Source organism: Thiogranum longum (assembly GCF_004339085.1).
GTDB lineage: Bacteria > Pseudomonadota > Gammaproteobacteria > DSM-19610 > DSM-19610 > Thiogranum > Thiogranum longum.
In genome coordinates, this window is record NZ_SMFX01000001.1 from 121573 (window position 1) to 134276 (window position 12704).

Here is a 12704-nt window from a genome sequence, read left to right on the forward strand (position 1 = left end):
CAGGATAACGACTAAAGCCGCATGGGCATAACAACATACCGATACTGGTCAGTGCCAGGCTGCTTTATCAAACAACTGCTGTTCGAGTCACCCAACACAACCTCAACCTTGTCACTGCGCACAGCAGCCAGCACATCCAGTAAGTAGGTCACATTAAAACCTATTTCCAGTTCTCCGCCATCGTATTCGACTTCAAATTCTTCGTCGGCTTCTTCCTGTTCAGGGTTATGTGCTTGAATTTTAATATTATTTTTTTCAAGATTGAGTCTTATACCACGATATTTCTCGTTTGACAGGATGGAAGTCCTGGAGAGTGCCTGGCGAAACAGCTCTCTATCCGCTACCACCCGTTTATCGCCATCCTTCGGTACAACGCGGTCATAATCGGGAAATCTCCCGTCAACCAGTTTGGAAGTAAAACACACATCACTGGCAATCAGGCGAATATGGTTGGCCCCGAGTTCCACGGTAACCGGTATGTCGCTGTCATCCAGCAGTCGTTGTAATTCCTGGATTCCTTTGCGAGGCACGATAACCTGTCGCGGATTATCGGTTTGTATTTCTACGGGTACATCACACAACGCAAGTCGGTGGCCGTCCGTGGCGACGGCACGCAAGAATCTGTTGCCCATTTCCAGCATCAATCCATTCAGGTAATAGCGAACATCCTGCTGAGCCATCGAGAACTGGGTACGATCAATGACTTCCTTCAGCTCTCCCTGTGACAAGGTGAATTTTGAATCGCCATTGATTTTTTCGACAAGCGGGAAATCTGCTGCAGGCAAGGTAGAAAGTGTGAAGCGACTTTTCCCCGAGCGTATCTGCGCCTTCTGGTCCTTGATGGATACCTGGATGCTGGCGTTCTCGGGTAACGCCTTGCAAATATCGATCAGTTTGCGAGCGGGCAATGTGATCTCACCGGGTTCAGTGATGTTTGCCGATACGCTTGCCTGTATCTCAACTTCCAGATCAGTTGCTGTGAGTTTGAGATGGTCCGTACTTGCATTGATGAGAAGATTACCCAGTACAGGTAGTGTCTGGCGCCTTTCGACAACACCGATAACTTGCTGGAGGGGTTTCAGGAAAGACTCTCGGTCTATCGTGAATTTCATTAATTAAATATCCTTTTATTAAACAAGTTACTGTTATTAAGGGCGACCCGGGCTGTAGATAACATTCGTATTAAACAATGGCTACATACACTTGCGTACCAGAAATTCTGTTAGGAAACGGACTGCCTTGTTGTGGGGTACCTGTGGATAATATCGGATAACTTTGGGATGTTAAAATTATCCACCGGTTATCCACATTATGTTGTCAGTATTCTCCACAGGTTGTTGTAGTCCTCGGCAATTCGCATGTCAGCATCTTTCAATTCACTGACCTTTCTGCAGGCATGAAGTACGGTTGTATGGTCACGGCCGCCAAAGGCTTCACCTATCTCAGGGAGGCTGTGGCTCGTCAGTTCTTTCGCAAGTGCCATGGCAATCTGTCGCGGTCGGGTAATTGAGCGCGTACGACGAGCTGAGTGCAGGTCAGCAACGCGAATTTTGTAGTACTCGGCAACGGTCTTCTGGATATTGTCGATGGAAACCAGCTTGTCCTGCAAGGCCAGCAGGTCCCGTAATGCTTCTTTGGTGAATTTCAGGTCGATGCTTCGACCTGTGAATCTTGCGCTGGCGATAATACGTTTTAGCGCACCTTCCAGTTCCCTCACATTGGAGTGAATGCGCTTTGCGACAAAGAAAGCGACTTCGGTGGGAAGATCCACGTTTGCTTGTATGGCCTTGTTCACCAGGATAGCCACACGGGTTTCCAGTTCAGGCGGCTCAATCGCTACAGTAAGACCCCAGCCAAAACGTGATTTGAGGCGCTCCTCAAGACCCTTTATTTCTTTTGGGTAGCGGTCACAGGTCATGATGATCTGGCTCTGACCTTCAAGTAAGGCATTGAATGTGTGAAAGAATTCTTCCTGAGACCGTTCCTTTCCGGCAAAGAACTGGATATCATCGATTAGCAGTGCATCCACCGAACGGTAGTAACGCTTGAATTCATTCATGGCGTTATGTTGTAGCGCTTTGACCATATCAGCCACAAACCGCTCCGAATGCAGGTAAACCACTTTGGCGCCGGGCTGTCGATTGACGATCATATTGCCAACGGCCTGCATGAGGTGGGTTTTGCCCAGCCCGACACCACCATAAATGAACAGGGGGTTGTAGGCGGTACCGGGGTTTTCAGCAACCTGTATAGAAGCTGCGCGTGCCAGTTGGTTGGATTTACCTTCCACAAAGGTATCGAAGTTAAACGTATTGTTCAGGTTTCCACTGGGAAGTTCGCGCGTTTCACGGCGCCGTTCCTGGCGTTCGGGTTCGGCCGAGCGAGGTACCGGCAGCGGAGACTTGACCGAGCCGATTTCGAGCTGAACCGCGACAGGGTCCGCATTCGGCCGGGAGCCGACAGCATTCTGTATATTTTCCAGGAAGTGTTCGCTTACCCAGTCGAGTACAAAGCGGTTTGGTGCGAGTAAGGTCAGGTTTTTACCCTTCTCGATGGCGTGCAGAGGCCGTATCCAGGTATTGAACTGCTGTTCGGGCAACTCATTTTCAAGTTGCGACAGACATTGTTGCCAAAGTGTGCCTTGCAAGGGGGTGGTCCTGTTCTGTTTGTTACCGGGATTAGCGGGGTCAGTCAGTCTAACGCCACACAGACGACTTATCCACAATCGCGAACAAGATAAAAATACGGCTTTTAGGTTGACAACACCCGGGTAAAGACAGTAATCTGCGCGGCCTGATTTGGCCCGCTTTACGGGCCTTTAACCTTTTTTTGGGAACGGTTTGCGCCATGAAGAGAACATTCCAGCCTAGCAACCTGAAGCGCAAGCGTACACACGGTTTCCGTGCCCGTATGCGCACCAAGAACGGCCGTCTTGTCATCAAGGCTCGCCGGGCAAAAGGTCGCGCGCGTCTTTCTGTCTGACCGGTCTCCTTGACGGGCGCCGTCGCCACTTATCCACCTGCGTACCGTCTGCGGACAGCTGCCTGTTTCCAGCGAGTATTCCGGCATTGCGACTTCAAGGTCAGTGATCGATACATCACCGTGCTTGCAAAATACAATACGCTGGATCACCCGCGTCTCGGCACTGTTGTGTCGATAAAAAATGCCGGCAATGCGGTGAAGCGCAATCGCATCAAACGTCTGATACGTGAAAGCTTCCGTTTCCACCGGTCCGAAATGGGTAATGTTGACCTGGTGGTTCTGGTTCGTGCCGGCATCAGTGCGTGCAATAACCCAAAAATATTCCGCGCACTGGAAGCCCACTGGCGTAAAATCGCAGCCCATGCGTAAACTGGTACTGTTACTTATCAAGGCATACAGCCTGCTTGTCAGTCCCTGGCTGGGTAACCATTGCCGGTTCACCCCGACCTGTTCCTGTTATGCGCAAACGGCCATCGAGCGTTTTGGCGTAGTGCGTGGTGGCTGGCTGGCATTGCGTCGCATTGGTTCCTGTCACCCCTGGCATGAAGGTGGTATGGATCCGGTACCGGAAGCCTTGTGTAAACATTCAACCAAACATAAAACGAAACATTCCCATGGATAATCCACGCGTACTTTTAGCTATAGCTTTGTCTTTTATTATTCTGCTGATGTGGCAGTCCTGGATGGATGATTATGGTCCGGCACCCGAACAACAGGTTGTCGAAGGCGCGGCTACCGAGACAACCGACACTACCGGGGAGCAAATACAACCAGCTCCTGATGATATGCCCACGAGTGAGGTTTTGGCCCAGAAAGCGGTTGATAGCCTGCCTGATACGAAACCATCCGCACAACCTGCCGGTGAACAGATCGAAGTACTGACTGACACCTATCGCGCGGTAATTGATACGCGTGGCGGAACCCTGGTAGAGCTCGACCTGCTGCAGTACCCGGAGACGCATGATCCGGACAGCCCGCCGTTCAAGCTACTCGAGCAGGGCGACGCACAACTTTTTATCGCCCAGAGTGGATTACGTACCGGCAAAACCGACGCTGAACCGAACCACCATGCCCTGTTTACGGCCGACCAGACCCACTACCGGTTGGCAGATGGCGCTAAGGTAATCGAGGTGCCGCTGCACTGGACGGACAGCAAGGGCGTGCAGGTCACTAAAACCTATCGCTTCCATCGAAGCAGTTACCTGATAAATGTTGGCTTTGAGGTTGCAAACAAGAGCAGCAGCAACTGGAGTGCACGCCCCTATTACCAGTTACAGCGCACGCCGTTGCAGAAAAAATCACGCTTTCTTTACACCTATACGGGCGGCGTCATTTACAGTCCGGAAGAAAAGTACGAGAAGATTTCATTTTCCGATATGGAAGACGAGAATCTCAGCCGCGATATCAAGGGTGGCTGGGCAGCCATGCTTCAGCACTATTTCCTGGGCGCCATTATTCCCGACCCGGAAGCTACCGCGCATTACTATACGAGGGCGCTCGGGAATGAGCGTTACCTGATCGGTTTTTCTGACCAGGGACTGAGTGTCGCTCCGGGTGAACAGGCCGTTACCGGCATACGGTTCTTTGCAGGACCGAAACTTCAGCACATGATGGCCGAAGTCGCCCCCGGCCTGGAGTTGACGGTTGACTACGGCAAACTGACCTTACTGGCCCAGCCGATTTTCTGGCTGCTGGAAAAAATACATGCACTGGTTGGAAACTGGGGCTGGTCGATCATTTTCCTGACCATGCTTATCAAGGGAATGTTCTTCAAATTATCCGAAACCAGCTATCGCTCCATGGCCAAGATGCGCAACCTGGCACCGCGGATGAAGGCGCTTAAAGAGCGCTACGGGGATGACAAGCAGAAGCTCAACCAGGCAATGATGGAAATGTACAAGACCGAGAAGGTCAATCCTCTCGGGGGTTGTCTGCCTGTGCTTGTACAGATCCCGGTATTTATCGCGTTGTACTGGGTGTTGCTGGAAAGTGTGGAAATGCGCCAGGCACCGTTTATGCTGTGGTTGCAGGACCTGTCATCAGCTGACCCATATTTCATTCTGCCATTGCTGATGGGTATCACCATGCTGATTCAGCAGAAACTCAACCCGGCTCCGATGGACCCTATCCAGGCCAAGGTGATGATGGTTCTGCCGGTTGTGTTCACGGTGTTCTTTGCTTTCTTCCCGTCCGGGCTGGTGCTTTACTGGGTGGTTAACAATACGCTGTCGATTGCCCAGCAATACGTCATTACCAAACGGGTTGAACGTGGTGAAGCCTGAATGCTGAAACCCTAGCGGTATGCATCACGCACCCGCCGATACCATTGCCGCCATTGCCACAGCCCCGGGGCGTGGCGGTGTTGGGATTATCAGACTGTCCGGCCCGGAAGCGCCGAAAATCGCAGAACAAATCGCAGGGCGCCTGCCGCCACCGCGTGTTGCCGAACTCAGGATTTTCCGTGACAGTGACGGTGATCAAATCGATGAAGGCCTGATACTCAACTTTCCCGCACCGGGTTCCTTTACCGGCGAGCATGTGGTTGAGCTACACGCACATGGTGGCCCGGTCGTACTCGATATGCTGGTTGCCCGTACACTCTCACTCGGTGCGCGTACCGCCCGTCCCGGCGAGTTTTCCGAGCGTGCCTTCCTCAATGACAAGCTCGACCTGGCCCAGGCCGAGGCCATTGCCGACCTTATTGACAGTGATACCGAACAGGCAGCACGCGCTGCCACACGCTCCCTGCAGGGCGAGTTTTCGCGCCATGTACATGTACTGGTTGATGAGTTGACGAGTCTGCGCGTTTACGTGGAGGCCGCCATAGATTTTCCTGACGAGGAAATCGACTTCCTCAGTGATGGGCAGGTCCAGGCACAGTTGAAAGCTGTAACTGAACAACTGGCAGCGGTGCAAAAACAGGCCCGTCAGGGGCAATTGTTGCGCGATGGTATGACGCTGGTAATAGCAGGTCGTCCGAATGCAGGAAAATCAAGCCTGTTAAATGCGCTGGCAGGGCGGCAAGCGGCCATTGTTACCGATGTGGCGGGAACCACCCGCGATGTCCTTCGTGAACATATCCAGATCGATGGAATGCCGCTGCACATTATCGACACGGCGGGCCTGCGTGACAGTAGCGATCCTGTCGAGCAGGAAGGTATCAGACGCGCCTGGCACCAGATTGAACAAGCCGACAGAGTGCTGCTGGTCATAGATAGTCAGCAGGGATTTTGTGCAGAAGATCGCCTGATACTCGAGCGTTTACCTCCTGAGCTGCCGCACACGCGGATTTTCAGCAAGACAGACCTGGTCGGACATACTCGCACCACAGATGGCGGGGAAGAAGCACCCGTTATTTCAATCAGTACCCTTTCCGGCGAAGGAATGGAGGTGTTGCGCGATCACCTGAAGCAGTTGATGGGGTATCAGGGCACACCTGTTGGCGGCTTCAGCGCGCGCCGCCGGCATCTGGATGCCTTACAGCGTGCCGCGCAGCATCTTGAGAAAGCAGCCGTCTGGCTTGAGAATGCGGCGGGCGAATTACTTGCTGAGGAGTTGCGTCTCGCACAACAACAACTGTCTTCGATCACCGGTGAGTTCTCGAGTGATGACTTGTTGGGCGAAATATTCTCGGGGTTCTGTATCGGAAAATAAAAACCCCGCCGAAGCGGGGCAAGTCCCCGGAACATACCGGGTGATGGCGGAGTGACATAAAAGATTTCAGCCTGGACGCTACAGGGAGTCTATTTTCCTGTAGGTCCAACCCTGCTGCAGACGTTTGACGACATGGTCAATAGCGGTCTCACCGGTATGGACATCGTCAATCAGCGGTACATCGCTGCCAGCACGCTTGAGATTGCGAATAGCGTTCATGCAGGCGATAAATTGCAGATTGCTGTATTTTGCACTCAGTTCCCGTACCCGTTGCTGGTATGGAGAACGGTCTGTACGCAGCAAATCAAGGCCGCCTGAGTTGGCGACAACTTCTACCTGCGCACCGTTGTCACGGTTTTCTTGCAAAAAACTTTCTGTAAAATCGAGTAGTTGGCCGAAATGTTCAGGGTCGGAATCATCAATATGCAGCACAATACGATGCGGGTCACTGGACGCTGACCGGGCCATGGCGTCATCATGCTCCGCATACCCGTAGGCCAGCAGACCAGCACCGGTACCGATTGCCAGGGCCATTACAGATGCAGCCACTCCGGCGCGCAGGTTTCGCCAGGAAAATTTTCTGCCGGGTAATTCACGGGGTGGCGGTGTGGCCGAGCCATAACCGGTGCGCATCCAGTCTTTGGTACGACGCAGACTACAGATACGTTCGGACAAGGCCTTGTTATGTTCCATGGCGGCCAACACGGCATTCTGCCTGTCGGCATCGAGCTCTCCATCTATATATGCGCTCAGGGTCGCATCATCCCAGGTATTATTCATCATCGTGCTCACTTCTTACTTTACCCTTCTCAACGATGAGCCAGCCGGTTTGGCTGTAGCCTGCTCATCCGCTGTATCGAGCAGTTTAACGAGACCTTTACGGGCCCGGTGCAGGCGACTCATCACGGTGCCAACAGGGATTTCGAGTATTTCAGCGACGTTGCTGTAGGAAAAGCCTTCCAGGTCTACCAGTGCCAGAACCCGCCGCTGTTCCAGCGGCAAGGCGGCCACCGCCGTTCGTACGCGACTGACGATTTCAAGCCGGTCAACCATCAGTTCTGGCCCGGGTTTATCACAAGGCCGCTCGTCATCGAGATCTTCGTGCGGTCTGCGATTGCGCAGGTACTGTTTCCAGCAATTATTCAGGATACTGTACAACCAGGCATTCAGTCGTTCCCGGTCACGTAACTGGTGGACTTTCTGAAGTGCCAGCGAAAGGGTTTCCTGAACCAGATCATCAGCAAGCATGCTGTCACCGCACCATGCCAGCGCCACTCTGTACAGTCGTTCCCGTGAAGCCGCGATGCGTGGACGCATCGATACACAGCTACTTATGCAAGAAATCAGTCCCATAGTCTTTTGATGCAACAGCAGCCCATTTTATTTCATCAGAGTGGATAATTTGACGATTTCACCGGCCGGTTAACAGCCAGGCGCCTTGAATGCTGTCCTGCAGCTGACCTCGTGCCACGGCGCATTATATTTTAGCCACAGTCTAGTACAAAGATGCGGCAAAGTGCGCAAGCGAACTGAATACAACAAAATTTCCTCAATACGGGAATAATTTACAGTCTGCCGGCCTCTACATTATGTGAGAAACGACAGAGAGGTGGAGGAATCTCAATATGAAGCTAAATTTATGGCGCTCACTGAGCGCAATCAGTCTACTTGTTGCCATATTCGGTGTCGGTCCGGTTGTTGCCGAGCCACTCGATAAAGTACCGGAAGCGTCAGCGGGCCTTTTTCACCCCGCGCGCATAACGAAAGTACCGGAGGCGCCGGAAGACAAACCGTTTGCCGAGCACTTCATTGTTTTCCATATATCCAGTGGCGATGCTTTTGCACAGAAGCTGGTGCTCAACAATGCACAGAATCTGGCTAATTTCTACGGCCCGGACAAGGTGGTCATTGAGGTTGTTGCCTACGGCCCCGGTTTGCGTACCCTGTTTGAGGAAAACGCTTACTCGAAACGTATCCAGCGAATGGCAAAAGAGGGTATTACATTTACTGCTTGCGCCAACACGATGAAAGCCATGGGTAGAGACCAGCCGAGTCTGAACAAGGTTGCCAAGGTGGTGCCGGGCGGAGTTGTTCGCTTGACAGAACTGCAGGAAGCCGGCTGGACCTATATCAGGCCCTGACAGGCAAGCGCACTGAAACTAAAAGCAAGTTAACCAAATAACGATGAAACAGATACCACCACCTGGAGGGGTATTATGCTGAAGACACTCCAACCTTTACACAAGGTCGTTCCTGCCGGACTCGCATTGATGCTGGCAATGGGAACAACAACCACTCAGGCCGCCAACTGGTTCAAACTACGCGGAACAGAACCGGGCGGCATTGCCCACACCTTGCAGGTGTGGGGCTTCCTGCAACCGACGTATGCCTACGATTTCAGTGACAGGATCGAGGGTGGTGTTGGTGGCTTCGGTGCGGCGGCAAATGGCACCGACCCGGTACCCGGCACGCTCCCGTCAGAGCGCACCTCGCAGCAAAGCTTCTATATGCGTCGAGCCCGTATCGGCATACGCGGAACCATGATTCCTATCAGTAATGATATCGATTATTTCATTCTTACTGAATGGGGACAAAACGGAATAACACGAACGGATGGAGGTGCGAAGCTGCTGGATGCGTCGATCACGTTCAACCAGTTGTCACGCGGAATGGATGATGATGGTTTGCAAAATCTGGGAGCCAGATTCCGTATGGGCCAGTTCCTGTTTTCACAAACCTCGCAAGCACTTTCCCAGTCAACACCTGGACGCCGCGTGCATATCTTTATGCCGGAGGCGACTTTCGCCCATGCCATCGGACGTTATGCCAGTGACAACGGTGTCGGAAACTGGCCTGAGAATGAAGTCTCAGCCAATGGTGCACGTGATGTCGGTATAGAGGTTTTTGACTGGGCTGAATTCAAGGATCCCATCTTTGGCGGGGGCCCTCTGGAATTTACCTATTCTCTTGGCCTGGGTAATGGCGATGCAATCGGCGAACTGAACCGGGATGACAATTTCCGCAAGTATGGCTGGCTGTCGATTGCCAAGCTGTTTGATAACACGCGCGGTCCGCGACGCCACGATGCCATGCTGTATGGCTTTTACCAGAAAGGTGATATCCAGTTTAACAATGACCTGAACAACGATGGTCGCCCGGACGGAACACCTATACCTGCAGGCGGTAACCTGAACCCGGGTAACCTTAACTCAGGGGTGACAGGTGGCGGTGTTGAGTTCGGCATCCAGAGTCCAGGCAACCGGGTACTCCTGAACGGCAATGAAAAGGATATTGAGCAGAAATACTACGGTGTTGGTTTGGAATATTTCGACAAACCCTTCGCCGGACTGGGCCAGATCCGCTTCGAAACCGAGTGGCAGAAACAGGAGGGGCTGACTTTCGATGGTGCGCAATCACCTTCCGTTGCAGTAAACAATGCGGTTGGTGGCTTCCAGAGCATCCTGTATGACGTCGATGGTAAAAATACGGGTTGGTTCGTTGACATGGGTTATGACATCCACCAGCACCTGGGTCTCAAGAAACGCACCACACTCAATGTTCGTTATGACGAGTTTGACCGTAACAAGGGTAATGACGTCCGTGAAGTCAACTTCAAGACCTGGACAGCGACTGCCGAATATTTCTTCCACAAGAAGGCACGTGCCACACTGACTTACCAGTGGCGTGATTTCTCGGCAGACAATCGTACTGGTGGTTTCAAGACCAATGGTAATGCCGTTCTGGAACAGATTGACCAGCGGATTGGCTTGCAGGTGACCTTCATCTACAAGAATGTTCTGTTACGCTGAGCTACAAAAAAGGCGAGTGATTGCAGCAAGGGGCCCTCAGGGCCCCTTGCTGTTTGTGGTTCATGCTATCTTGAAAAGTGACAGGTACGATAAACCGGAAATCATGATGACCATGCATACAAAAATGTTGCGAACCGGGACGCTGTGGATAATTTTTATGACATTGTCCATCGCAGGGTTGACAGGTGCGGCACTGGCCGCAAGACAGGAACGGATAGAAGGTGTAATTATTCCGGATGCAGAAAGGGTTTATTCTGATGTTTCAACAGACATCCGTGCTACAAAGGATGGCGCCATCTGGAGTATACCGCTACCCGACAGACAGGCCTGGCAGATATTAAAGAGGTCGCTGCAACGTCTTGGTGTAGCGTTTACTGAAACAGAAGGCGAAGCGCTGCAATTGCTGACCGACTGGGTTGCCTGGGGTTACGATGCATCCACGAACACGGGTCACAGTAAAAGGCCGCATTTTGGATCCGCCGGCACCACTGAACTGCACAGGTTCCGCTTCATGCTCGCCAAAAATACTGCTGGCGAGCCTGCTGGAATACTTATTACTGATGCGGCTTATCAGAAAGAAGTCGATATTGCGCCAGACAGCGAGTACGCGTGGACTGAATGGCGTAAATTCGATCCACAGCCCGGAGCGGCCTACACGTTTGGGCGGCGTTTGCAGGGCGAGTACCAGGCAGCCATGTCGCTTCAGCCTGTTTCCGTATTAGCGCCCGCTTTACCCCGGGAGCCAGCTACGACGTCGATTGAACCTGCTTCCGGACCTTCCGCTACCGTAACGCACGTCGTTGAACCGGCAATACACGAAGCCTCCAAAGTGGTAATACCGCCACCGGCGCTGCCGATGCCCGCAAAAGTGCTGCCTTCAAACGCGCAGGCACAAATCAAAGTGCCTGTTGCTCCGGAATCGCGAAAGGTCGCTGCTGCCCCGACGACAGCCGGGCTACTGGTGAATATGCCGCCAGAAGCTACCTGGGAGGCATTGTTACGTGCGCTGGAAGAACTGAAAATAGACATCGAGACGGTGGACAGAAACCAGTTGATGATTGTTACCCGGTGGATTGAGGCGAACTATGATCCAAAGAACCAACAATTGATTTTCCGGTCCAACAGCAACAGTGGCTGGGCATTTAACTGGTTGGGTGGCGGTTCCCAGCGCCATCGTTTTCAGCTGGTACTGATTAGTTCAGACGCAGGTAAAAAGACGTTAATACGGGCGTATCACACCGGTTTTCAGGAGCAGGTAGACCAGACTCCCGATTCTTCGCAGACGATACTTGCCTGGGAAGACCGCAAAACCAGTCCTGATATTGCCAGCGCTTTTTTACGGCGCCTGAGGATTGTCGACAATCGTTAACACCGGATCACCGGTAAGGACTTCTCATGACATCCGATTTGAAAACAGGATTAACAGCGAGCGCTGCAGCACGCACACTGTTGGCTGGTTCATTGATACTGGCCGGAAATTCACTACAGGCGGCTGACAACCCGTTTGTATCTACCGATTTGTCGGCTGGCTACAGGCTGGCAGACGCCGATGCGGGGGACAAGGCCGGGGAGAGTAAAGCGATGAAAGGCGAAGGCAAATGTGGCGGCAAGGCTGCGAGTGAGGCCGTTTGTGGTATTTACCAGATCGGTAGTTCACACAAGGATCCCGCCAAGGTAAAAGATGGCAAATGCGGGGGACACAAGGTTGTCGAGGCGTTGTGCGGTGGAGCCAGATAGCGGATCAGAAAAATCACTTAAAGGAGCAGGAAATGAAGCGCACAGTTTTTACAATCGTACTGACACTTTGTTTGGTTGCAGGTGCCACAGCCAGTGAAGGACTCATCCAGGTGAAGAGCCCCTATTCGGTCGAGCAGACCCTGGACCGCTTTGAGCAGGCTGCAAGAGCCAAGGGTATGACGATCTTCACCCGTATCGACCATGCGGCGGGCGCTGCCAGTGTGGACAAGGATCTGCGGCCGACAGCGCTGTTGATATTTGGAAACCCCAAGGTGGGAACCTTGCTCATGCAGAGCAATCAGGCGGTTGCCATCGATTTGCCAATGAAAGCGCTGGCATGGAAAGATGAAAGCGGACAGGTGTGGCTTGCCTATAACGACCCGGAGTATCTGGTAAAGCGCCACGTCATCAAAGACCGCGATGCTGTCGTGCAGAAAATCAACAAGGCACTACACGCTTTTTGCAAAGCGGCCACAAAGCCCTGACAGCAGCCAGCGCGTGCCAGCGGTTTTAACCGGGATA

General features: G+C 52.7%; 14 protein-coding genes. 10 read left to right on the plus strand and 4 right to left on the minus strand.

Annotated elements, in window-relative coordinates:
* Positions 1-11: 11 nt before the first annotated feature.
* Positions 12-1112: a DNA polymerase III subunit beta gene (dnaN, locus tag DFR30_RS00565; RefSeq protein WP_132970824.1), complete on the minus strand. Its 1101-nt coding sequence runs from the start codon at positions 1110-1112 to the stop codon at positions 12-14.
* Between the two features lie 197 nt (positions 1113-1309).
* Entirely contained in the window at positions 1310-2647 is a 1338-nt protein-coding gene (gene dnaA / locus DFR30_RS00570) for a chromosomal replication initiator protein DnaA (protein ID WP_132970825.1), read from the minus strand.
* Between the two features lie 200 nt (positions 2648-2847).
* Between dnaA and rpmH the strand changes: the two genes are divergently transcribed.
* From rpmH to mnmE, 5 genes are read left to right on the plus strand one after another with little or no spacing between them, the layout of a single operon-like run.
* Positions 2848-2982, plus strand: a complete 135-nt coding sequence (gene rpmH / locus DFR30_RS00575; protein ID WP_132970826.1) for a 50S ribosomal protein L34 — start codon at positions 2848-2850, stop codon at positions 2980-2982.
* Between the two features lie 9 nt (positions 2983-2991).
* Positions 2992-3351 carry a ribonuclease P protein component gene (rnpA, locus tag DFR30_RS00580; RefSeq protein ID WP_132970827.1) on the plus strand — a complete coding sequence of 120 codons (360 nt, stop codon included), beginning with the start codon at positions 2992-2994 and terminating at the stop codon, positions 3349-3351.
* Positions 3344-3604 carry a membrane protein insertion efficiency factor YidD gene (yidD, locus tag DFR30_RS00585; RefSeq protein WP_207891770.1) on the plus strand — a complete coding sequence of 87 codons (261 nt, stop codon included), beginning with the start codon at positions 3344-3346 and terminating at the stop codon, positions 3602-3604. The genes rnpA and yidD overlap by 8 nt, the downstream gene beginning before the upstream one ends.
* The gene (gene yidC / locus DFR30_RS00590) at positions 3597-5264 is read left to right on the plus strand and encodes a membrane protein insertase YidC (protein WP_132970828.1); all 1668 of its coding nucleotides are present in this window, start codon (positions 3597-3599) and stop codon (positions 5262-5264) included. Before yidD ends, yidC begins: the two co-directional genes overlap by 8 nt.
* 19 nt (positions 5265-5283) lie before the next feature.
* On the plus strand, positions 5284-6636 hold the full coding sequence (gene mnmE, locus DFR30_RS00595) for a tRNA uridine-5-carboxymethylaminomethyl(34) synthesis GTPase MnmE (RefSeq protein WP_132970829.1): 1353 nt from the start codon (positions 5284-5286) through the stop codon (positions 6634-6636).
* Between the two features lie 78 nt (positions 6637-6714).
* On the opposite strand, the gene DFR30_RS00600 is transcribed toward mnmE, so the two are convergent.
* Together DFR30_RS00600 and DFR30_RS00605 are read right to left on the minus strand one after the other, a co-directional pair.
* Entirely contained in the window at positions 6715-7419 is a 705-nt protein-coding gene (locus DFR30_RS00600) for a hypothetical protein (RefSeq protein WP_132970830.1), read from the minus strand.
* Between the two features lie 12 nt (positions 7420-7431).
* Positions 7432-7953, minus strand: a complete 522-nt coding sequence (locus DFR30_RS00605; RefSeq protein ID WP_243640639.1) for an RNA polymerase sigma factor — start codon at positions 7951-7953, stop codon at positions 7432-7434.
* Positions 7954-8261: 308 nt separating this feature from the next.
* On the opposite strand from DFR30_RS00605, the gene DFR30_RS00610 reads away from it, so the two are divergent.
* The 5 genes from DFR30_RS00610 to DFR30_RS00630 all read left to right on the plus strand — a co-directional run bounded on the left by DFR30_RS00610 (position 8262) and on the right by DFR30_RS00630 (position 12667).
* Positions 8262-8777: a DsrE family protein gene (locus DFR30_RS00610; protein WP_132970832.1), complete on the plus strand. Its 516-nt coding sequence runs from the start codon at positions 8262-8264 to the stop codon at positions 8775-8777.
* 75 nt (positions 8778-8852) lie between these two features.
* A complete protein-coding gene (locus DFR30_RS00615; protein WP_132970833.1) occupies positions 8853-10445 on the plus strand; it encodes a hypothetical protein in 1593 nt (530 codons plus the stop codon).
* 157 nt (positions 10446-10602) lie between these two features.
* A complete protein-coding gene (locus tag DFR30_RS00620; protein WP_165869050.1) occupies positions 10603-11814 on the plus strand; it encodes a hypothetical protein in 1212 nt (403 codons plus the stop codon).
* 26 nt (positions 11815-11840) lie between these two features.
* Positions 11841-12182 carry a hypothetical protein gene (locus tag DFR30_RS00625; protein ID WP_132970835.1) on the plus strand — a complete coding sequence of 114 codons (342 nt, stop codon included), beginning with the start codon at positions 11841-11843 and terminating at the stop codon, positions 12180-12182.
* A 32-nt stretch (positions 12183-12214) separates the two neighbouring features.
* Positions 12215-12667 carry a DUF302 domain-containing protein gene (locus tag DFR30_RS00630; protein WP_132970836.1) on the plus strand — a complete coding sequence of 151 codons (453 nt, stop codon included), beginning with the start codon at positions 12215-12217 and terminating at the stop codon, positions 12665-12667.
* Positions 12668-12704 lie beyond the last annotated feature (37 nt).